18 protein-coding genes are annotated in these 21,529 nt (G+C 74.2%); 10 read left to right on the plus strand and 8 right to left on the minus strand.

The genetic code is table 11. The features are described from left to right. Nucleotides 1-75 precede the first annotated feature (75 nt). Nucleotides 76-588, minus strand: a complete 513-nt coding sequence (locus AB0J97_RS22925) for an N-acetyltransferase (RefSeq protein ID WP_364091722.1) — start codon at nucleotides 586-588, stop codon at nucleotides 76-78. A gap of 443 nt (nucleotides 589-1,031) precedes the next feature. Here AB0J97_RS22925 and AB0J97_RS22930 point away from each other — a divergent pair, with 443 nt between their 5' ends. Next, the gene (locus tag AB0J97_RS22930) at nucleotides 1,032-2,213 is read left to right on the plus strand and encodes a serine hydrolase domain-containing protein (RefSeq protein ID WP_364091724.1); all 1,182 of its coding nucleotides are present in this window, start codon (nucleotides 1,032-1,034) and stop codon (nucleotides 2,211-2,213) included. Here the strand turns inward: AB0J97_RS22930 and AB0J97_RS22935 are convergent. From AB0J97_RS22935 to AB0J97_RS22950, 4 genes are all read right to left on the minus strand, one after another. Further along, nucleotides 2,198-2,842 carry a response regulator transcription factor gene (locus AB0J97_RS22935; protein WP_364091726.1) on the minus strand — a complete coding sequence of 215 codons (645 nt, stop codon included), beginning with the start codon at nucleotides 2,840-2,842 and terminating at the stop codon, nucleotides 2,198-2,200. The two genes, AB0J97_RS22930 and AB0J97_RS22935, sit on opposite strands and share 16 nt — an antisense overlap. Beyond that, nucleotides 2,830-4,041, minus strand: a complete 1,212-nt coding sequence (locus tag AB0J97_RS22940; RefSeq protein WP_357709255.1) for a sensor domain-containing protein — start codon at nucleotides 4,039-4,041, stop codon at nucleotides 2,830-2,832. The genes AB0J97_RS22935 and AB0J97_RS22940 overlap by 13 nt, the downstream gene beginning before the upstream one ends. A 125-nt stretch (nucleotides 4,042-4,166) precedes the next feature. Next, nucleotides 4,167-5,735, minus strand: coding sequence for a murein biosynthesis integral membrane protein MurJ (murJ, locus tag AB0J97_RS22945; RefSeq protein ID WP_364091729.1), 1,569 nt, complete (start codon nucleotides 5,733-5,735; stop codon nucleotides 4,167-4,169). A 70-nt stretch (nucleotides 5,736-5,805) separates the two neighbouring features. After that, nucleotides 5,806-7,053 carry a glycosyltransferase gene (locus tag AB0J97_RS22950; protein WP_364091731.1) on the minus strand — a complete coding sequence of 416 codons (1,248 nt, stop codon included), beginning with the start codon at nucleotides 7,051-7,053 and terminating at the stop codon, nucleotides 5,806-5,808. Between the two features lie 66 nt (nucleotides 7,054-7,119). Here AB0J97_RS22950 and AB0J97_RS22955 point away from each other — a divergent pair, with 66 nt between their 5' ends. Continuing rightward, nucleotides 7,120-7,731, plus strand: a complete 612-nt coding sequence (locus AB0J97_RS22955) for a TetR/AcrR family transcriptional regulator (RefSeq protein ID WP_364091733.1) — start codon at nucleotides 7,120-7,122, stop codon at nucleotides 7,729-7,731. On the opposite strand, the gene AB0J97_RS22960 is transcribed toward AB0J97_RS22955, so the two are convergent. Further along, the gene (locus tag AB0J97_RS22960; RefSeq protein WP_364091735.1) at nucleotides 7,717-9,075 is read right to left on the minus strand and encodes an extracellular solute-binding protein; all 1,359 of its coding nucleotides are present in this window, start codon (nucleotides 9,073-9,075) and stop codon (nucleotides 7,717-7,719) included. The genes AB0J97_RS22955 and AB0J97_RS22960 overlap by 15 nt on opposite strands. Continuing rightward, a complete protein-coding gene (locus AB0J97_RS22965; protein ID WP_364091737.1) occupies nucleotides 9,075-11,072 on the minus strand; it encodes a vWA domain-containing protein in 1,998 nt (665 codons plus the stop codon). The genes AB0J97_RS22960 and AB0J97_RS22965 overlap by 1 nt, the downstream gene beginning before the upstream one ends. Nucleotides 11,073-11,585: 513 nt before the next feature. On the opposite strand from AB0J97_RS22965, the gene AB0J97_RS22970 reads away from it, so the two are divergent. From AB0J97_RS22970 to AB0J97_RS23005, 8 genes are read left to right on the plus strand one after another with little or no spacing between them, the layout of a single operon-like run. Then, nucleotides 11,586-13,022 (plus strand): sugar transferase, encoded by a 1,437-nt coding sequence (locus AB0J97_RS22970; protein WP_357709273.1) that lies wholly within the window; start codon nucleotides 11,586-11,588, stop codon nucleotides 13,020-13,022. Continuing rightward, nucleotides 13,004-14,305, plus strand: a complete 1,302-nt coding sequence (locus tag AB0J97_RS22975) for an O-antigen ligase family protein (RefSeq protein WP_364091740.1) — start codon at nucleotides 13,004-13,006, stop codon at nucleotides 14,303-14,305. The genes AB0J97_RS22970 and AB0J97_RS22975 overlap by 19 nt, the downstream gene beginning before the upstream one ends. Then, nucleotides 14,299-15,633 carry a lipid II flippase MurJ gene (locus tag AB0J97_RS22980; RefSeq protein ID WP_364091742.1) on the plus strand — a complete coding sequence of 445 codons (1,335 nt, stop codon included), beginning with the start codon at nucleotides 14,299-14,301 and terminating at the stop codon, nucleotides 15,631-15,633. Before AB0J97_RS22975 ends, AB0J97_RS22980 begins: the two co-directional genes overlap by 7 nt. Further along, a complete protein-coding gene (locus AB0J97_RS22985; protein ID WP_364091744.1) occupies nucleotides 15,630-16,343 on the plus strand; it encodes a polysaccharide deacetylase family protein in 714 nt (237 codons plus the stop codon). The genes AB0J97_RS22980 and AB0J97_RS22985 overlap by 4 nt, the downstream gene beginning before the upstream one ends. Beyond that, on the plus strand, nucleotides 16,340-17,440 hold the full coding sequence (locus AB0J97_RS22990) for a glycosyltransferase (RefSeq protein ID WP_357708994.1): 1,101 nt from the start codon (nucleotides 16,340-16,342) through the stop codon (nucleotides 17,438-17,440). Before AB0J97_RS22985 ends, AB0J97_RS22990 begins: the two co-directional genes overlap by 4 nt. Continuing rightward, the gene (locus AB0J97_RS22995) at nucleotides 17,437-18,051 is read left to right on the plus strand and encodes a hypothetical protein (RefSeq protein WP_364091746.1); all 615 of its coding nucleotides are present in this window, start codon (nucleotides 17,437-17,439) and stop codon (nucleotides 18,049-18,051) included. The genes AB0J97_RS22990 and AB0J97_RS22995 overlap by 4 nt, the downstream gene beginning before the upstream one ends. Beyond that, on the plus strand, nucleotides 18,048-19,211 hold the full coding sequence (locus tag AB0J97_RS23000) for a GNAT family N-acetyltransferase (protein WP_364091748.1): 1,164 nt from the start codon (nucleotides 18,048-18,050) through the stop codon (nucleotides 19,209-19,211). The genes AB0J97_RS22995 and AB0J97_RS23000 overlap by 4 nt, the downstream gene beginning before the upstream one ends. Further along, nucleotides 19,208-20,419 (plus strand): glycosyltransferase, encoded by a 1,212-nt coding sequence (locus AB0J97_RS23005; RefSeq protein WP_364091750.1) that lies wholly within the window; start codon nucleotides 19,208-19,210, stop codon nucleotides 20,417-20,419. Before AB0J97_RS23000 ends, AB0J97_RS23005 begins: the two co-directional genes overlap by 4 nt. Here AB0J97_RS23005 and AB0J97_RS23010 read toward each other — a convergent pair. After that, nucleotides 20,335-21,459, minus strand: a complete 1,125-nt coding sequence (locus tag AB0J97_RS23010; protein WP_364091752.1) for a glycosyl hydrolase — start codon at nucleotides 21,457-21,459, stop codon at nucleotides 20,335-20,337. The genes AB0J97_RS23005 and AB0J97_RS23010 overlap by 85 nt on opposite strands. Nucleotides 21,460-21,529 lie beyond the last annotated feature (70 nt).

The following is a 21,529-nucleotide window of genomic DNA, read 5'->3' on the forward strand; positions in this document are numbered from 1 at the left end:
GGGCTCGTGAGGCCGCACGGTCGAACGGCCCCCAGCCGCGCTGAGGGCCGTTCGCCGCGTTCCGGGAGCGGGGGATCAGATGCCGAACGCCGTCGCGTAGCGGATGACGCCGTTCGGGACCGGCCGTTCAGGGTCGAGGGCGAGCGCCATCATGTACTTGTCCTCGACGTCGAAGGACGGGCGGATGCCGTACCCGGAGGCCCGGGTGAAGCCGAAGCGCGGGTAGTACTCGGCGTGGCCGAGCACGACCACCAGGTTCTCGCCCTGCTCGCGGGCCGCGTGCAGGGCGGCGCGGATGGCCGCGGAACCGGCGCCCCGCCGCTGGTGCTCGGGCTTGACGGCGCACGGGCCCAGGGCGAGGGCGGGTGTGCCGCCGACCGTGCAGCGGGTGAGCAGCGCGTATCCGGCGAGCTCGCCGCCGGGGGACTCGGCCAGCCAGGACAGGCCGGGCAGCCACGCCTCCGGGTCGGCCCGCAGCGCCTCGACGAGGTCGGCCTCGTACGGGGTGGGGAAGGCGGCGAGATTGACGTCGCGGATGGCGGCGACGTCGCCGGAGCTCTCGGAACGGGTGGTCCAGGAAAAGGTCATGGTCGGGATCGTCTCCTCGTCCTTCTGCGGATGCGGGACATGGCCGAAGTGCTGGTGAAGGGTGAATCGTCGCGGAGCCTCGGAACCCGAAGGTGGCGCGCGGGTGAGACGCGGAATCACCCCGCCCGGCGAGCCGGATGGCTCAAGGCCGGGGGAAGAAGTGGGTCAGCCCGAGGCCCGGGACGTGAGGTCGGCGCGGGCGCTGCCCATGGCAGCGGTCTTCACCGCGGTCATCGAACCTCACCTCCCTTCCAGCACTGATCCGACACCGGACGAACGGCAGCCTAGCACCCCGCCCGGAGGAGGACCCGCCCCGCGCGGTCGAGGACGGGCGGGGTGGTGCTGGCTGTAGTGCGGAGACACCCACGCGTGGGATCGATCGTGTGCCGGTCGCGCCGACATGCTGAAGGACATCGCAACCACGTCATCAAGGGAGTTTCCGGATGTCTCAGCATCCTGCCGTCACCTTCCGCAGCGCCGCGGTGGTGCTGGCCCTCGCGCTGGGGGCCGCGACCCCGGCCGCCGCCGACGCCGCTCCGCGCAGCCGTCCGGGCGACGCCGTACGGTCGGCGTTGGACGAGCTGGCCGGCGGCGGCGAGTTCGCGAGCGCGCTGGCCGCGGTGAGAGAACCCGGCGGACGCGGCCGGGACTACACCGCCGGGGTCGGCGACCTGGCCACCCGGGCGAAGGTGCCGGTCAACGGCCAGGTACGCATCGCCAGCACCACCAAGACCTTCACCGCCGCGGTCGTCCTGCAATTGGCCGGCGAGGGCAAGGTCGAGCTGGACGCGCCGGTCGAGAGGTACCTGCCGCGGCTGGTACGCGGCAACGGGCACGACGGCCGCCTGATCACGGTCCGGCAGCTGCTCCAGCACACCTCGGGCCTGCCGGACCACAGCAAGGCCATCCCGGGGACGTTCTTCGACAACCGGCACCGCTACTTCGAGCCGAGGGAACTGGTCGACCTGGCGCTGACGCTGCAGCCGCTGTTCCCGCCCGGCAAGGGCTGGAGCTACAGCAACTCCGGGTACGTCCTGCTCGGCCTGCTGGTGCAGAAGGTCACGGGCCGGCCGATCGGCGCGGAGATCACCGACCGGATCATCACGCCGCTGGGGCTCGGCGACACCTACTGGCCCAACCCCGGCGAGCAGCGGATCCGGGGCGCCCACCCCAGGGCCTACAAGTCCAGGACCGGTGAGCCGGGCGGCGAGCCGGTGGACGTGTCGGAGATGGACCCGTCGCGGGGATGGGCGGCCGGGCAGCTGGTCAGCACGCCGCGGGACGTCAACCGGTTCCTGGGCGCGCTGCTCGGCGGCCGGCTCCTCAAGCCGGCCATGCTGGAGCAGATGAAGCGGACCGTCCCGGTGCCCGGGGCCCCGCGCGGGTGGGGGTACGGGCTCGGCCTGACGAAGATCTCGCTGAGCTGCGGCGGCCTCGCCTGGGGGCACAGCGGTGACGTCGGCGGATACTCGACCCGCGGCGGCGTCACCGAGGGCGGCCGCTCGGCCACCGTCACCGCGACCGAGAAGTCGCTCACGGCGGAGGGCGACAAGCGGCTCGACCGCTTCCTCGACACCGCCCTCTGCGCCGGGCAACGGCCGGCCGCGGGTCAGGCCCTGAGGTAGGCGAGCACGGCCAGCACCCTGCGGTGGCCGCTGTCGGAGGGCTGCAGGCCGAGCTTGGCGAAGATGTTCCTGATGTGCTTGTTGACCGCGCCCTCGCTGATCACCAGCCGGACGCCGATGTCGGTGTTGGACAACCCCTCGGCCATGAGCGCGAGCACCTCCCGCTCCCGGGCGGTCAACGCGTGGAGCGGGTCACCGGCCCGGCGGCGCACCAGGAGCTGGGCGATCACCTCCGGGTCGATCGCGGTTCCGCCGTCGGCCACCCGGTGCAACGCGTCCAGGAAGGACTGCACCTTGCCGACGCGCTCCTTCAACAGGTAGCCGACGCCCACGCCGCCCTCGCTGAGCAGGGCGGACGCGTAGGTGTCCTCCACGTAGGAGGACAGCACCAGGACGGGCAACCCGGGCCGCGTCCGCCTGGCCTCGATCGCCGCGCGCAGGCCCTCGTCGCGGAAGTCCGGCGGCAGCCGTACGTCCACGATGAGCACGTCGGGCGTCTCGGCCGAGACGGCGGCGAGCAGGTCGGCGGCGTTGTCGACGGCGTCGAGCACCTCGATGCCCTCGGCGGCCAGCAGCAGCGCCAGCCCCTCGCGCAGCAGCGCGTCGTCCTCGGCGATCACAACCCGCATGGCAACTCCACTGTCAACACGGTCGGCCCGCCGGGCGGGCTGGTCAGGGTGCTCCGGCCGCCGAAGGCGGCGGCCCGGTGGTCGATTCCGGTCAGGCCGCTTCCGGCGCCGCTCCTGGCGCCGCCCACCCCGTCGTCCTCGATCTCGACGATCAGCAGGCCGCCGTCCAGGTGCACGCGTAGCGCCGCCTTGCCGGCACGGCTGTGCCTGGCGACGTTGGTGAGCGCTTCGGCGGCGGTGAAGTACGCGGCCGCCTCGACGGCCGCCGGCAGGCGGGGGAAGCCGGCGACCTCGACGACGCAGGGGACCGGGCTGCGCGCGGCCAGCGCGGCGAGCGCGCCGTCGAGCCCGTGCTCGGTGAGGACGGGCGGGTGGATGGCCCGGATGGCGTCACGCAGGTTGACCAGCGCGTCGGAGGCCGCGTCCTGGGCCCGTACGGCCAGCTGCCGGGTGCTCTCGGGGGCGGCGCCCAGGGCACGTTCGAGCATGCCGAGGTGCATGACGACGGCGACCAGGCGGTTCTGCGTGCCGTCGTGGAGGGTGCGCTCGATGCGCCTGAGCTCCTGCGCGTGGGCTTCGAGCGCCGAGGCCCTGGCCGCGGTCAGCATCGCCACCTGCTGCGCCAGCCGTACCCGGCCGACGGGTTCGAGCAGGCGTCGGCTGAGTCGTTCGGACAGGACGGCGGCGTTCGGCAGGACCAGGCGGGCCACGCCCACGTACGCCGCGGCGACGAACGGGCCCGTCAGGGCCGTCGGCCAGGAGTCGACGGCGTAGCCGAGCACCGACGGCGGGCTGCCCGGCGGGAGCCACCACCACAGCGGCAGGGTGGCCGCGTTGAGCGCCGCCAGCGGCAGGCCCAGCGCCAGGAAGCCGAGCACGCTGCCGGTGAGACCGTGCGCGAGAAGCCAGAGCACCTCCCGCGGCGTGGCGGGGTCGCCCACGGCCGCGCGCACGCGTACCGGTAGCGTCCCCTCAAGCGGCAGGTACGGCGGAACCCGGATCCCCAGACGGCGGCGCTGCCACCCGGCCAGCCGCCTGACCAGCCGCGTCACCGGTGGGATCAGGGGCAGGCCGACCCCGGCCAGGCTCAGCAGCGCGACGCAGCCGACCAGCCAGAACAGCGGCAGCGCGAGCAGCGCGGCGCCCGCCCCGGACATCAGGAAGAGCGCCGCGTCCCGCGTGGCCGTCAGGACCTTCATGGCCGACATTCTGCCTGGTGGTGCCCGCAGCGCCGCCCGTCGCCCGGCCCGGCCGTACGAGCAGCCGGTGGCCGATCAGCACCTCCCACACGGAGAACGGCGTGACGACCGCGGCCGCGCCCTGGTCAGAGGCGGGGGAGGCGCAGGCCGGCTGTCAGGACGGCGAACTCGCTGATGCGGAGAAGGCGGGCGATCAACACGTAAAGGCCGGCGCCGACGACGGTCGTGGCGGACACGACGGCGAGCGGACCGCCGAGCCCCGCCCCCACGGCCAGCCCGAGACCGGCGGCGACCACCGCGGCCACCGACATGCGCCCGTACGAGCTGAGCAGCCGATGGCCGTCGATGCGGCCGATCCGGCGCCGCAACAGCTGGGCGACGATCACGAACCCCAAGGCGTAGGCGACGGCCGTGCAGCCGGCGAGGGCGACGACCATGTCCGTGCCCGGGAAGAGGCGCGCGGCGACCAGGCTCGTGACGAGCAGGGCGGCGGAGACGATCACGCTGACCAGTGCGGGCGTGCGCGTGTCACCGAGGGCGTAGTAGACGCGGAGCAGTATCTGGTAGCCCGCGAACGGAACCAGCGCCGGCCCGTACGCGGCCAGCACGACACCGGTGAGATGAGCGGCGCGGGGAGAGGCGTTCCCGTGCGCGAACAGCAGCATGGCCAGCTGCGGCCCCAGCGCCACGAGCGCGGCGGCCACGGGAACCAGGATCACGCCGGTCACCCGCAGGCTGTGCGACAGGTCGGCGGTGATCTGGGCCAGGTTCCGTTCGCCGGCCGACCGGCTCATGCGGGGCAGCAGGCCGGTGATCACGGTCACCGCGATGACCGCGTACGGCAGCTGGAACAAGGTGTATGCGTTGGAGAAGACACCCACCGCCCCCGGCCCGGCCTGCGACGCCAGCCGGTTGACGACGATCAGCGCGATCTGCGCCGCGGTCACCGACGCGAGCGTCCAGCCGGCCATCGCCAGGATCCTGCGTACCGCGATGCCCCGCGGGTCGGCGCGCAGCCGTAGCGGGAGGCCCGCCCGGCGGGTGACGACCGCCAGGACGATCATCTGGGCGACGACCCCGGCGCTGGTGCCGATCGACAGCAGCAACATCTGCCCCTGGGGCAGCCTCTCCAGGTGGCCGGTTCCGCCGGCGAGCAGGAACGTCCCGGCGGTGGCGATGACCACCACGTTGTTGGCCACCGGGGCCCACATGGGGGTGGCGAACCGGCCTCGGACGTTCAGGATCGCGGTGAGTGTCGCGCCGAGGCCGTAGAAGAGTATCTGGGGCAGGAAGATCCGGGCGAAGTCGACGGCCAGCTCCCGCTGGGCGGAGCTGAACCCGGGGACGGTCAGGTCGACGATGAGCGGGGCCGCGCAGATCGTCACGACGACGACCGCCGACAGTCCGTAGAACACCAGGGACAGCAGCCGCTGGGTGAACAGGTCCGCGTCGACGTCGTCGTCGGCCGTCACCCGGACCAGCAGCGGGACCAGCACGCTCGCGGCCGCTCCGCCCATCACCAGCTCGTAGATGCTGTTGGGCAGGACGTTGGCGGCGGTGTAGGCGTCGAGCAGCCGCGTGCCCAGCCCGAGAGCGGCGACCAGTGCCAGCGTCCGGAGGAAGCCGGTGATCCTCGACACGAGGGTGGCGACCACCATCGTCCGGCCGGTCCGGGCGAAACTCGGCTGATCCATCCTGAATCCTGCCTCTCCTCGCGGCGATCAACGCATTATGCCCGCCAGGAGGCCGGGATGCGGCGGGCGGTCATGCCAGGCTGTTCACCGCCGCCACCACGGCCGCGCCCCCGTCCTCCACCCTGATGCGTTCCGACAGCTCCGCGGCCCGCCGTGCGTACGAGGGCTCGCTCACGGCCGCGCGCAGGGCGGCCGCGAGCCGTTCCGGGGACAGGCGGCGGAAGGGGACGGCGGCCGGGCCGACCCCGAGCGCGGCCAGCCGGGACGCCCACAACGGCTGGTCGGCCAGGGCGGGCAGGCCGACGGCGGGCACGCCCGCCCGCAGCCCGGCCCCCGTGGTCCCGCTGCCGCAGTGGTGGGCGACGGCGGCCATGCGCGGGAACAGCCACTCGTGCGGCACGTCCGCGACGCCCAGCACGTCGTCGTTCAGCGTTCCGGGCACGCCCGTCTGGAGCACGCCGCGCAGGCCGGCCAGCCGCAGGGCGTGAAGGGCCAGGTCGGTGTAGTGGTCGGCGCGCGGGCCCGCCTGGCTGCCGAAGCCCACGAACACCGGGGGCGGGCCGGAGTCGAGGAAGTCGCGCAGGCGCGGGTCGGGCCGCCAGCCAGCCGGACGTACCGGCCACCAGTAGCCCGTCACCTCCAGCCCCGCCCGCCAGTCGGCCGGTCGGGGCAGCACCGACGGGCTGAACCCGTGCAGGACCGGCCAGCACGCGGCCTCCCGCCGCCGGTACGCCTCCCGCGAGCCGATCGGCGGCAGCCCGAGCGCGGCCCGTAACTCCTTGGCCGACCCGGCGTGCGCGGGCGAGGGCAGCGCGAACGCCAGGCGGGCCGCCGTCCGGTTGCCCCACCGGCCGAGCGAGCGGCGCACGACGCTCATGACCGGCGGGAAGTCCCCCGTGGGCTCCACCGGCTGCAGGTGCACGCCCATGCTCGGGACGCCCATCGCCTCGGCCACGTGGTACCCGGCCGAGGCGGCCACGTTGAGCAGCAGGACGTCGGTCCCCGCCGCGGCGGCCCGGACGATGCCGCCGGAGACCTGCCTGCCGTACTCGGCGAACAGGGCGAGCTTGGCGGCCGGGGAGACCCGCGCGCCGCCCTTGCCCGCGGGCAGCAGGGGGAACAGGTCGCCCGGGATGTCCCGATGCTCCAGACCCGCGGTGGTCACCAGGTCGGCGTACGGCTGGTGGCAGGCGACGGCCACCTCGTGCCCGGCCTCCCGCAGCCGTACGCCCAGCCCCGTGTACGGGGCCACGTCACCCCGCGTGCCCACCCCGACGATCAGTACGCGCACGACGTCCACCTCGCCCTCGTTTATCATGCACTCGCATGGTAAAAGGCGGGCGTTCGCTTCGCAATGCGACCGCATGACAAAAACTGGGAACCGATGCCGAAGATCGTCGACCACGAGACGCGCCGGCGGCACATCGCCGACGCCGTGCACCGCGTCATCGATGCCAAGGGCATGGACAGCGTCAGCCTGCGCGAGGTCGCGGCCGAGGCGGGCATGTCCATGGGCGCGGTGCAGCACTACTTCGCCAGCAAGGACGAGATGCTCACGCTCGCCCTGCAACACCTCAACACCCGGATCAGCCTCCGGGTCGCCGCCGCCGCGCACGACGGCACCCCCCTCGGCCTCCTGCGCGTGGCGCTCCTGGAACTCCTGCCGCTGGACGAGGAGCGCCGGTTCGAGGCGCGCGTCGGGCTGGCCTTCCTCGCGCGTTCAGTGGTGGCCGAGCCGCTGGCGGCGCTGCTGCGCGCGGGCCTGCCGATCGTCCTCGACTTCTACGCCGGTCAGCTCAGGGCGGCCCAGGCGGCCGGTCAGGTGGCCGCCGACGTCGACGCCGTCAAGGAGGCGGCCATGTTGTTCGCCTTCGCCCAGGGCCTGGTGAACCCGATCGTCATCGGCCACTACACCGCCGAGGACGCCGCGGCGCTCGTCGAACACCAGCTCGGACGGCTGTTCGGACGGCCTCAGGCGCCCTCAGGTGGAGCCTGAGCAGGCGTTCCGGTCGGCGGGACGGCCGTCCAGCGCGGCGCGGAGGGCGGCGGCGAAGGCCGGGTAGTCGATCGGCGGTGAGTCGGGGCCCTTCAGCACCGCCTGGCGGACACAGCCCCGGAACACCTCGCTGAACGCCGGATAGTACGGGGAGGCGGGCCGGGTGACGGTGTCCTGGAGACCGGCGTGGACGGCCCCGGCCAGCGCGCTGAGCTCCCGGGGGCCGACGGTGTCGCCGGGCGGGTCCGTGGTCGTCTTCCGGCAGGCCGTCGGCCGGTCGCGGAACTCGGCGTACACGGCCTCGATCACCGGAGGGTAGCCGCCGCAGGCGAACAGCCTGCTCTGGCGCTTTTGCCCGGTCAGGAACCGGATGAGCTCCATAGCCTCCTTCGCGTGCGGGGAGTCCCTGGCGATGGCCAGGTTGAAACCGCCCAGGGTGCCGTGGGTGGGAAACTTGCCGACCTTGAAGCGCAGGGTTCCGGAGGCGGGGCGCAGGGCCGGGTCGGCGGCCAGCTCGTGGAAGGAGAACGCCCAGTCGCGCAGGTAGCCGACGTCCGGCCGGCGGAACTCGCGCATGCTCGTACGCTCCTGCAGACTCGCGTACCGCGGCCGGTCCTCCAGGACGGCGCGGGTCATCGTGCTCCACCGTGCCAGCGCCGTCCGCGCCTTGTCCGCGTTGCCCGGCTCGTCCAGCACCACGCGGTCGTCCCGCATGATCTCGCCGCCGCCGGAGAGCATCGCCTCCAGCAGGTTGACCGTGCCGCCCTCGTAGTCGTCGAGCTGGGCGGCGTAGCGGTGCCGGGAGGCCAGGTCCAGGAACTCGTCCAGGGTGCGGGGGTAGGGCAGGCCCGACTTGTAGTACAGCAGCGGGACGTTGGTGCCGAAGGGGACGGCGTACTGCGTGCCGTCCACCTCGCCGGTGCGCAGGGCCTGCGGCACGAAGGCCGCGCGTTCCTGCGGGGTCAGCGGGGTCTCCCGCAGGAAGCCGTTGCGGGCGAACTCCGGCACCCAGGCCACGTCCATGACCAGGACGTCGTACGCGCATCGCCCCGCCTGGGCCGCGGTGACCATCTCCTTGCGTTCGTCGTCGGTGGTCTCGCCCATCTCCACCAGCGTCACGCGGGGCTGGTGGTGGGCGTTCCACTCGTCGAACAGCTCGCGCCGGTAGGTGCTGGCACTGATGTCGTCACCCGCCGCCACCCGCAGCCCTTCCTGGAGATGGGACGGGCACACGCGGTCCGGCCGGGCGGTGCGGTCGGCGACCAGCAGGTACGCCAGCAGGCACACCGTCACCACGAACGCGACGCCCGCCGCGACCCGTTCGGCGACCGGCCGGCCGGACATCAGGGCCGCCCCCTGATCACCGAGATCAGGTTGCGCAAGGCGTCCTCCAGGTTGTTGTGGGCCACGGCGGTGCAGGTCACCCCGCCGGCCGGGACGGGCCCCGGTCCGAGTCCGGGCGGGCAGGCGGCGTCGCCGACCACCAGGACGTGCACGTCCAGAACGGTGGCCGCGTCGCGCGCCGCCCGTTCGAGGGCCTGCGCCACCTTGTCGTCGTCCTTCTCGTCGGACCTGAAGGGACCGCCGTCGGTGATCACGACGACCGGCCTGCCGGGCGGGTCCAGTTCGTGGCCCAGGTCCCTCAACGCCTGCGAGATCGGCGCGTCCCTGGCTCCGCGCGGCGCTTCGGCGAGCCGCGACTGCAGGCGCTCCCAGTCCTGCCGGTGGTAGACCTCGGGCTCGAACCTGACCACCCGCCCGCCCTGCTCTGGCCGGTGGAACAGGCTCACGGACAGCCGGTCGTCGTTGCCCAGTGAGCCGCGTACGGCTGAGAGCGCGTCCCGGACCCTGGCCAGCAGGGAGGAGGGCGACTCCGCCATCGAGCCCGACCCGTCCAGCGCCACCTGGACGCTCACCGACGGCAGTTTGGCGGCGATCCGCTCGCGGACCATGCCCAGGTCGTCCTGGGTCGCCTTGCCGGCCGGGTCGGGGCGGGTGTCGAGCGGGCGCGTCCGGGACAGCCAGGCGGCCAGGTCGCGCACGGCTTCCATGCGCGCGGGCGCGTCCCCGGGCCAGCTCACCCCGTGGACGGGATGCGTGATCAGCGTGCCGGCCTCGGGTTTCACGTCCATGAGGGCGTCGCCGCCGCTGAGCTGCCTGCCGGGGCAGGGGGTGGAGCCCGGCAGGCCGGCGTTGAGGTCCACGACGGCACGGGACGGCACGAGGAAGGCGAGGTCGTCGCGCTCGTCCTTCGACCCCGTGCGGAACCGGCACAAGGTCTCCCCGACGGTTCCCCCGAGGCCGGCGCTGCGGGCGATCTCCTTGCCGCTGTCGGTGTCCACGACCCGCGCGGCGGCGACCAGCCCGGCGACCGACAGGCTCGGCTCGGGGTAGGTCAGGCGCATCCGCTGCCGGCCCCGGGCGGCCGCCAGCGCCGCGTCGAGACCGCGGCCGGGCCCGCGCGCGGGCAGGATCTGGTTGAGCACGCCGTAGCGGGAGCTCGACACCGCCAGCGTCAGCCGGTCGGCGCCCGCGTCGCCCAGGGGCTCGATCCGCACGGGCGCGGCCCTGAGCCGGTCGTCCCCGCCGAACACCAGGCCGAGCTCCGCCGCCGTGGTCGCCACCCACAGGTCCGGACGCGGGGTGAGCAGCCGCGTGTACGGGTCGCCGTTCTGGTTGTAGCCGTCCCGCTGCCAGTCGTTGTCGAAGCCGTAGGCCAGCTCCTCGACGGACGCCTCCGGGTAGACCGAGACGCGGTGCAACGCGCAACCGTGCTCCGACCGGCTCCCGACGAACGCCTCGGCGGCGATCCGCAGCGCGCTCACGTTCTCCGGTGCGGTCATGACGGTCAGCTCCTGCGGGGGATCGCACGGTCCGAGACCCAGCCGCCGGTACGCCCACACGCCGCCCGCGCCCACGGCGACCACGCACGCCCCCGCGACGGCGGCCAGGTAGACCGCCAGCAGCAGCCGGACCGCGCGGTTGAGGCGCAACACCCGCGCGGCCCGGCGCAGACCCCGAGGCGTCTTCCGCCAGATCCACCGCCACGCGCGGGCGCCCCGCTCGGCGGCCGCGGCCCGGACCCGTGCCGGGCTCAGTCTCGAAGCGGCCCAGATCGTCAGGAAGACCGCCCCGGTGAGCAGAGACACCCCGACGTAGTAGCCGCCGGGGATTTGTTCCACAAAAGCGGTGAAATCCGTCCATATCCGGGTGACGATCACACCCACCAGAGTGCTCAGCGCCGTCTCGGCCGCGATGGCGCGCGGAGCGTCCTGGCGCGGCGGCGAGCTGTCGTCCTCGCCGTCGCGCGAGTTCTCTTCACGCGAACGTAATGACGGCATGGGGGCTTCCGTAGGGACCAGTGAGAACGTACTGAAATCGGCGGACGGGGGCCAGTGGCGATTGGGGAGCCTAGCCGCCCGGCTCCCCAAGTGTGGCGGTAATGCCCATTCGGACTGTCCAGCGGGTCCGCCCGCCACCGCCGGGCGGCCGGCGCGCGGACCCTCGCGGACCTCCCGAAACCCGCCTCCTGAACCCGTCCGTCCGGTTGCGTCATACCGTCGCCATGCCCCGGCAAAGATCTTCATCGCTACCTGAACGGCGAACCGGGACAAATGGCCTAGCTTCGCGACACCCGAAAATTCGCAATCTTTGTGGGACGCCATCCCGTCCACACGGCCGTACCTGTGAACCCGCCAAGTAAGTTGGTCGCTGCCCGCGAATCAGGGCGATTATCGGAATGGAGGCCAAAGATGAGCGAATTTTCGCGATAAGTAGGACAGTCATATCCATCCCCTGTTCGTGGATATCGCACTCTTTATGGATCGCCGTTGTCTTTTTGCAATGGAGCAGATATGGTCACACCCCTTCGGGAAGAAGAACCCTTCCCGCACTCCCCGTCAAAGGGCATGCTGCTGTCGCAGCGAGGCGCCTCCCGCCGCGCCCCCGGCCGGCGGCGTCCGGTGACATGCTGGACCATCTGCTCCCTGGCCGACGCGAGCGTCGACGCCGTCGCGCTGGCCGCGCCCGTTCTCGACGCCGGGTACGGCGTGCTGCTCGCCTGCCTGGCGGCGGGGCTGCTCGTCCTGCTGAACCTGGCGGGCGGCACGTACCGGATCCGGCTGTCGCCGTCCGTCATGGACGGATGGATGTGGCGAGGGGGATGCGCCACCGCGATCGCCGGCGCGCTGACCGTCGTGGCCCTGGACCACGAGACGACGCTGATCACCTGGACGGGCGAGTCGTCGCGGGTCGTCGTCGCCTACCTCGGGCTGACGCTGACCGGGCGCGGACTGGTCTACGCGGTGCTGCGCCAGGCCCGCCGCCGCGGCGCACTGGTGCCCACGCTGGTGGTGGGCTCCGGCGCGCACGCCAGGAACCTCGCGCTGACCCTGCTGCGCCACACCGAGTACGGCCTGCTGCCCGTCGGCGGCGCCGGCGACGTGCTGGGCCAGGCCCCGTACGAGCCGATCGTGGACGACCCGGAGACCCTGCTCACCATGGCACGCAGGCACCTGGCCCGCGTGGTGGTCCTGGCCCCGCCCCCGGGCGGCGAGGAGCAGACCCACCGGCTCGCGCAGCAGGCCCGGCAGGCGGGCTACCCGGTGTACCTGGCGCCGCAGCCCGGCGGCGTGCTGGTCGACTTCGTCCCCGTGGGGGAGCACGTCCGGGGGTTCCCGGTGCTGCGCATGCGGCCGTTGCCGCAGCGGCGCGCGTCCTGGCCGCTCAAGCGCGCCCTGGACGTCGGGCTGGCCGCGGCCGGGCTGGTCGTCAGCGCCCCGGTGCTGCTCGCCTGCATGCTGCTGCTGCGCAGGCAGGGAGGACCGGGGGTGCTGTTCCGGCAGGTCCGGGTGGGGATCGCCGGGACGCCCATCGAGATCGTCAAGCTCCGCACCTTCGCCCCGCTGCGCGCCGGCGAGTCCGACACCCGCTGGAGCATCGCCGACGACCCCAGTCTGACCCGGTCCGCCCGGCTGCTGCGCTCCTGTTCCGTGGACGAGCTGCCGCAGCTGTGGAACGTGCTGCGCGGCGACATGAGCCTGGTCGGCCCCCGGCCCGAACGGCCGCACTTCGTGGAGCTGTTCTCGCGCGGCGACCACCACTACGGACGCCGCCACCGCCTGCCCGTCGGCCTCACCGGCCTGGCCCAGACCCACGGCCTGCGCGGCGACACCTCGATCGAGGACCGGGCGCGGCTGGACAACCACTACATCGACACCTGGTCCCTGCGCCGGGACATCAAGATCATGATCCGGACGGTCGGTTGCCTGCTGTGGCCGGGACGATCGTGATCAGGACGTTCCTGCCGTCCCTGGGCCGACTGCCGGCCCGTCCGAGCTTCTGGGCCGCGCTGACGGTGATCGCGGTGTGCGTGCCCGCCGCGCCGCACGCCGCGGACGTCGTCCAGCCGCAGGTCGCCGACCTGATGTCGCTGGCGCTGCTGGTGTCCGTGGTGGTGAGCCTGGCGCGGGGCGGTGCGCGTCCCGGCAGGTGGGCCCTGCTCGTCGCACCCGCGGTGCTCGCGGCGACGGCGGCCGCCCTCACGGCGTCCGACGTCCTGCTCGCGCTGCCCGGCCTGGCCCGGTTCCTCCAGGTGTTCGTCCTGGTCCCCGTCGCCGTGACGGTGGCGGTACGGCAGCGGTCGGACCTGCTGCTGGTGGGCGGCGCCGTCGCCGCCGTGTCGCTCGTCCAGGCCGTGATCGGCTGCCGGCAGGCGCTCACGGGCAGCGGCGCCTCCTACGCGGGCCTGCCGATCCGCGCGGTCGGCACGTTCGGCGCGGGCGAGGTCATGGCGCTGGCCAGCATGGTCAGCTTCGGACTGATCATCGCCCTGGCGGTCGCGCTCGCCGGCGGCCCTCGCCGGCGCGTCGCCGCGCTGATCGCCGCGGCGGCGCTCTGCCCGCCGCTCGTCATGTCCCTCAGCCGCGGCACCTGGGTCGCGGTCGGCTGCGCCGTGGCGGTGATGCTCGTGCTGCGCGGCGCACGGCCGGCCGTGGGTGCCGCCGTCGCCGCCACGGCCGGGGCCGTGCTCCTGACGCTCCTGGGCGCGCCCGCCGGCGGGATCGTCGCCGAGCGCGTCGCCTCCATCTCCTCCTCGGTGGTCCAGCCCGACAGATCGGTGTCGGACCGGTACCAGCTGTGGCAGGCGGCGGCCCGCATGTGGCAGGACCACCCGGTCACCGGCGTCGGTCCCAAGGGGTTCGCCGCCTGGCGTGACACCTACGCGCCGCTGGCCCTGTCCTCGGGCAGCGACATCGAGGACGCGACCGGCGGCTACCGCCGCCAGCCGCTGCTGTCCCCGCACAACATGTACCTGCTGGTGCTCAGCGAGCAGGGGCTCGTCGGCCTGTCGGCGTTCGCGCTGCTCGTGGGCGGGGTGCTCGTGCGCACGCTCGCCCGTCCCGGACGGTCCGGCCCGGCGGGGCTGGCCGCCGCCGGCTTCATGACGTGGCTGGCGGTGGACTTCGCCTACGCCGACATCGGCGGCGCGACCAGCCTGGTCATGTCGGTCATGCTGGGCCTGGCGATGGGACGCGCCGACGCCGCGCTCCCGTCGCGGCGGCCCGCGTGCTGAGCCGGGGCGCGGCCGACCTGCGCGCCGCGGCCCTCACCACGATGCTCGTCGGCGCGGGCTCGGCCCTCGGATACGTACGCGACCTGCTGATGGCCGCGCTGTTCGGCGCCAACGCCGACACCGACGCTTTCCTGGTCGCCTGGACCGTCCCCGAGACCGCCGCGCCGCTGCTCATCGAAGGGGCGATGGCCCTGTGGCTGATCCCGCTGTTCAGCACGGCGACCGGGGACGGACAGCGGGCGGCGCTGGTGGAGCGGACGCTGCCCGCCCTGGCCGCCGCGCTCGCCGCCGTCGCCGTGTGCGCCGCGGCGTTCGCGCCCTGGCTGGTGGCGGCGCTGGCCCCCGGCCTTCCGCAGGCCGGGCTGGCCGTGCAGTGCTGGCGGATCTGCTGCGGCTGCGTCCTGCCGTTCGCGCTGGCGGGATACGCCAGCGCGGCCCTTCGGGCCCATCACGTCTTCGGCCCGCCCGCGGCCACCGGCCTGGCCTACAACGTGGCCCTCGTCGGCTGCCTGGTCGTCTGGCACGACACGCTCGGCGTGCGGGCCGCCGCGTGGGGGGTCGCGGTGGGCGCCGTCCTCATGGTCGGCATGCAGGCGCCGGCGTACCTGCGGCGCGTCGGCCTGCCCCGCCGGATGCCCCGCCGCCTGGTGCTGCCGGTCGCCGCGCTGCTGCCCATCGTCGCCTTCACGCTGCTGCGGCAGGGGCAGGTGCTGGTCGAACGCGTGCTCGCCGCCGACCTGCCCGCCGGCGCGATCTCCCATCTCAACTACGCCCAGAAGATCGCCCAGGTGCCGATGGTGGTCTCGCTGATGCTGGCCACCGTCACCTACCCCCACCTGGCCCGCAGCATCGCCGCGGGGGACACCGTACGGGCCTGGCGGCTGCTGGCCCGCGACCTGGCGACGGCGGCGGCCGTCACGGTCGGCGCCGCCGCGCTGCTGGTCGCCTTCGCACCGATGGTCGTGGGCCTGCTGCTGCACCGCGGCGCCTTCGACGACCAGGACGCCGCCGCCACCGAGCATGTCCTGCGGCTGTACACGATCGGCCTGCTGGGCCACACCGTCGTGAGCGTGGTCTGCAGGGCCTACTTCTGCGCCCGGGGCGGGCGCGAGCTGTGGTACCCGGCCCTGGCGATGGCCGCCGGCCTCACCCTGACCGCGACGCTGTCCGTGGCGCTCGTCCCCGGCATGGCGCAGGGCGGCATCGCCCTGGCCAACGCCGTCGGAATCACCGTGACCGCCGCGCTCATGCTGGCCGGTCTCCATCGCCTCGGCCTGTCGCCGTTCCGTAGGGCCGTCACGACCGTCAGGGAAGGAGAGCGCGTATGAGCACGCGCATCGGCGCGCTGCCGCTCATCTGGATGTACCACTCCGTCGCCGAACGCGACGAGGACCCCTTCGACATCGTCGTCACCCCCGAGCGCTTCGCCGCGCACATCCGCTGGCTCGCCCGGCGCGGGCTGCGCGGCGTTTCGGTGCACGAGCTGCTGAACCATCCGGGCGACCGGCGCGGGCTCGTCGGGCTCACCTTCGACGACGGCTACGCCGACTTCGCCACCGACGTCGTCCCGGTGCTGGCCGGTTACGGCTTCACCGCGACCGTCTACGTCGTCGCCGGCCGGATCGGCGGCCACAACGCCTGGGACCGCGACGTCACCCCCCGCCCCCTGATGGACGCCGACACGCTGCGCCGGGTGGCCGCCGCCGGCATGGAGGTCGGCTCCCACACCCACAGCCACCCCCACCTGCCGGCCGCCGCCCCAGGCGAGCTCGCCGACGAGCTGACCACGAGCAAGCTCATGCTCCAGGACGTGCTCGGCGCCCCCGTCACCGGTTTCGCCTATCCCTACGGCGAGCTGACCGCCCGCGAGGTCGCCGCCGTCCGACGGGCCGGGTACGAGCACGCCTGCGCCGTCCGTCCGGGCAGGCTCGCCGGGGCGCACGCCCTGCCGCGCCGCTACGTCGGTGACCGCGACACCGCCGCCCGGCTGCTCGCCAAGAACGCCTGCCACCGGCTGCGCTGGGGGCTGGCCCGATGAAGGTCCTGCACGTCATCACCGGGCTGGCCGCGGGCGGGGCCGAGCAGCAACTGCGGACCCTGCTGCCCCACATGGACTGCGCCAGCGAGGTCGCCGTCCTGACCCGGCCCGGTGCCCTGGCCGACGCCATCCGCGCCGGCGGGACGCCCGTACGCGCCGTGGGCATGGGCGGCAACCGGGACCTGCGCGCGCTGCCCCGGCTCACCGCCCTCATGCGCGCCGGCCGCTACCAGGTCGTGCACGCGCACCTGTACCGGGCCTGCGTCTACGCGCCGCTCGCCGCCCGGCTGGCCCGCGTGCCGGTCGTCGTCACCACCGAGCACTCGGCCGGGGCCCGGCACATCGAGGGACGGCCCGTCACCGCGCCGATCCGCACGCTCTACCGCACGACGTCCCGCCTGACCCACGCCGTCGTCGCGGTCTCCCCGGCCGTGGCCGACCGGCTGCACGGCTGGGGCCTGCCGCCCGCACGCGTGGTCACCATCCCCAACGGTGTCGACCTGTCCGCCTTCCGCCACGATCCGCGGGCCGCCGGACCGGCCAGGCTGAGCCTGGGGATCCCGCCGGAGGCGTTCGTCGTCGGCGGGGTCGGCCGCCTGGTCGCGGGCAAGAACTTCCACCTGCTCGTCGAGGCGCTGCCGCGGCTGGACGGCGCGGTGCTCCTGCTCGTCGGCACCGGCCCTGAACAGCCCCGGCTGCGTGGGCTGGCCGCGCGGCTCGGCGTCGAGCGGCGCGTCGTGTTCGCCGGGGAGACCGCGCATGTGCCGGCCCTGCTGTCGGCCATGGACGTGCTGGCCGCCCCCTCGCAGGAGGAGACGTTCGGGCTGGCCGTCGTCGAGGCGCTCGCCGCGGGCCTGCCCGTGCTGTACGGCTCGTGCCCGGCGATCGACGACCTGCCGCCCGGAGCCGTGCCCGGTGCCCGCCGGGTGCCGTCACACCGGCTGGCCGACGAGCTGGCCGCGCTCCTCGCCGCGCCCCGCACGCGCCTGCCGCCACCCCCCGCCCTGGACCGCTACGACGTGCGCCGGCAAGCCCGGCGCCTGCACGACCTCTACGACCGCCTGCTCGCCAGGCGCCACCAGGAAAGGCTGTCATGACTCACCCGGTCCAGCGCGCCGCCGGCGCGCTCCGCACCTGGTCCCTGCTCGCGCTCCCGCTGATCGGCATGGGGACGGGGCTGACGTACTCGCTGGTCCAGGAGCCCGTCTACACCGCCGACGCCTACGCGGTGGTCAGCTCGGCGCGGCAGGGCGTCCCCACGCAGGACGCCGACTTCGCCCAGGCCTACGCCAGGGTGGCCGTCCACCCCGGCCTGCTCGCCGGGAACGGCGACGCCTACCTGGCCGACGGCGAGCTGCTGCGGACCACTCTGCAGGCGTCGGCCTCGCCCGACGCGCCGCTGATCCGGCTGGCCGCCATCGCCGGCACCCCGGAGGAGGCCGCCAGGCGGGCCAACAGCGTGGCGAGCGCGCTCACCGCCTACGCCAACCGGCACAGCGCCGACACCGGCGTCCGCCTGTCCAGCTTCGCCCCGGCCGTGCCGCCCGCCTCGCCCGGCTCACCCCAGCCCCTGATCGCCACCGCCGTGGCCACGGCCGCCGGGCTCCTGCTGGCCGCCCTGATCTGGATGGCGGTCCCCGCCCGGGGGCGCCGGGACGATCAGGAGGCCGCGCCCGCACGCCGGCCGGCCGACACGGTGTCCGCATGACGACCACGACCCGGCAGACCCCTGACCTGGCCACCGAGGTCGTGACCGGCTCCAGCCGCCTGCGCGCCCTGGCGGGGGAGTGGGCCGACCTGCACGACCGCTCCCCGGCCGCGACGCCGTTCCAGTCGCACGTCTGGCTGTCGTCGTGGTGGGAGACCTACGGCCGGAACGCCAACCTGAGCGCCGTCCTGCTGCGCCGCCGGGGACGGCTGGTGGCCGCCGCCCCCGTCATGACCGTGCGCCGGGCGGGGCTGCGCGTCCTGCGGCCGCTCGGCGGCGACCAGTCCGACTTCACCGACGTCCTGATCGAGGACGGGGACCCCGACCTCCCGGCGGCACTCGGCCGGGCCCTCGCCGAGCTGCCCGGATGGGACGTGCTCGACCTGCCCGAGGTGCGGCCGGGCGCGGACGCCGAACGGCTCGCGGCGGCCTGGCCGGGCCGTTCCTGGCGGCTGCCCGCCTCGACGTGCGTCGAACTGCCCGGCGTCCCTCTCGGCCGGCTGCTCGCCGGGCTGCCCGGCAAGAACGGGAACAAGCTGCGCCGCGAGCTCAGACGCGTGGACGAGGCCCCCATCCAGGTCAGGGACGTCCCGGCCGCCGAGGCCGAGCACGCCGTCGCCCGCCTGCTCGACCTGCACGCCCTGCAGTGGCAGGGCCGGGGCATCAACGTCGAGCACACCAAGCCGCGCTTCCGCGCCCACCTGGCCCGCGCCGCCCGGCGGCTGGTGGCCGAGCAGCAGGCGCGGCTGATCGAGTACCACCTCGACGGCCAGGTCGTCGCGGTGGACCTGGTGATCGTCGGCAAGGACTTCGTCGGCGGCTACCTCTACGGCACCCACCCCGACCTGCGCGCCCAGGTGGACGTCGTGACCCTGCTGCTCCGCACCGACCTCGGGCTCGCGCACGAGCTGGGCCGCCCGACGATGTCGCTGCTGCGCGGAGCCGAGTCCCACAAGACCAAATGGGGCGGACAGTGCGCGGTCAGCCACCGGCTCCTGCTGGCCAGGACGCCCGTCGCGACGGCCTACGCCCTCGCGGCCCGCGCCCGGGTGGGCGGCCGGACGCTCCGCGGGCGGTGGGCGACGCTCGACCGGGTGCGCGGCCGCGCGCTCGGCCGACGGTGGGAAGCGCTCGACCGGGTTCTGCGCAGGGCGCGATGACGTCCTTCGTCCCGCACGGCCCACGGGCGCCGCGCGTGCTCCACGTCACCCAGCCCACCGAGGGCGGCGTCGCCGCCTACGTCGAGAGCGCCTGCGCCGACCAGAGCCGGCGCGGATGGACGGTCGCCGTCGCCGCACCCCCGCGAGGGCGGCTCGGCGAGCGGCTGGCCGCGATCGGGCTGCCGCACCTGCCGTGGCCCGCCGCACGGGCGCCGCATCCGGCCGACCTGGCCGCCGCCGTCGCCCTGAGGCGCATCGTGCGCCGGTTCCGTCCCGACGTGGTGCATCTGCACTCCTCCAAGGCCGGGCTGGTCGGCCGGGCGGTGCTGCGTGGCCGCGTGCCGACGCTGTTCCAGCCGCACGGCTGGTCCTGGCTGGCCTGCCGGGGGACGCTCGCCACCGCGTCCACCCTCTGGGAACGCGTCGCCACCCGGTGGACGCAGCTCGGGCTCTGCGTCGGCCAGGGCGAGTACCGGCAGGCCCGGGACGCGGGCGTGGGCGGCCCGCTGACCGTCGTCCGCAACGGCGTGGACCTGGCCCGCTTCCCGCCCGCCACGCCCGACGAGCGCCTCGCCGCCCGCCGTGACCTGGGCCTTTCCCGGCGAGCGCCGCTGGTCGTCTGCGTCGGCCGGATCACCCGGCAGAAGGGCCAGGACCTGCTGGTCGAGTCCTGGCCGCAGATCGCCGCCTGCGTCCCGGACGCCTGCCTCGCCCTCGTCGGCGACGGGGACGACTACGGCCGGCTGCGCCGCGACGCGCCGCCCGGCGTCCTCATGCCGGGGGCGAGCGGCGATCCGCGGCCCTGGTACGCCGCCGCCGACCTGGTGGCGCTGCCGTCCCGGTGGGAGGGGTTGCCGCTGACCGTGCTGGAGGCCATGGCCACCGGGCGGTCGGTGGTGGCCGCCGCCGTCGCCGGTCTCACGGAGGTGGTCACCCCGGAGACCGGCGCGCTCGTCGAGCCGCGGGACCCGGCGGCGCTGGCCGTGGCGATCGTGGCCCGGCTGACGGACCCGGCCATGCGGCACGAGGAGGAGCGGGCGGCGCTGTCGCGGGCGGCCGAGTTCGACCTCGGCGTCACCCTCGACCGGCTGGCCGCGCACGCGCTGCGGCTGGCGCGGCCGGGTCAGCCCGAAGCCGGCGTGGCCGCCGGGGCGGGGACGTCCGCAGCCGAGGAGACGGCCACGGAGGAGACGGCCGGGCTGGGCTGAGGGGGCGTCGGCAGCTCAAAGGTCGGTGGGAACGTCGGCGGCGCGGACGGCCCCGGCTGGAAGCCCGGGTCGCGCATGAGCTGACGGAAGACCCGCGACGACTTCGGGTTGGCCGGGCAACGCCAGACGCCGTGCGGGCAGTAGTCCACGATCGAGTGGTAGGCCACGTCGTGCCGGGCGATCCAGTCGAGCATGGCGCGCACGAACTCCGGCCGGTCGCCGTACCGGAACAGCCCCCACTCGGGGAAGGAGATCTTCTTGCCGTGCGAGGACGCGAACTCGGCCTGCGCCTCCAGCCCGTACGGCTGGTCGACGTAGTCGGAGAACTGCTGGCCCGGGCCCTGGTCGTAGCTGTCCATGCCGATGATGTCCACCACGTCGTCGCCGGGGTAGCACTCGGTCCAGCCGATGGCGTCCGGGCCCCGGTTGGGGCTGAAGTCGAAGCGGAAGCGCTGCCCCGGCACCGCCCGCATCACGGTGACGATCCGCCTCCAGTACGCCATCCACGCCTGCGGATCGGCCGAGCAGCGGCTGGAGTAGGTCAGGCCGTTCATCTCCCAGCCCGGGACGATCACCGTGTCCGGCGCGTGCCCGGCGACCAGCGTCCGGGCCAGCCGGTCGAAGTACGGGTCGAACGCGCCGTCCGCGCCGGCGTTCAGCAGCACCGACACCGTGTCGTCCGGGAGGTCGCCCTCGTTCGGCATGACCATCGGCACGTTGAGCACGAGCATGCGCGACGGCTCGGCGGCCCGCCACCGCATCCAGGGTTGCAGGACGAAGTCGGGCCCGCCCAGCGCGTTCCACGCCTCGCCCGGCACGTACGTCCGCCCCACCCGGACCTCCGCTCCCAGCCACGCCTCGAACGCGCTCATCAGGTGCGGCCCGCGCCAGTCTGAGGCGAGGAACACCCCGAACGGGACGCCGGACACGTCAGGGCGGGCGGCGGACGGCTGCTTGCGCGGCTTCGCCTTCAGCGCCGTCGGGACCACCACGGCGATCACGACCAACAGCGCGCAGACCCAGGCTATCCTCACGGTCATCGCTCCCCCTTACTGGGTGTATCAGCTCACGTACCCAAAGAGAGAACTCCGGTGATCAAGTCACAGCAAA

Origin of the sequence: Nonomuraea sp. NPDC049607, assembly GCF_040675375.1 — a bacterium.
In the GTDB taxonomy this organism is placed as follows: domain Bacteria; phylum Actinomycetota; class Actinomycetes; order Streptosporangiales; family Streptosporangiaceae; genus Nonomuraea.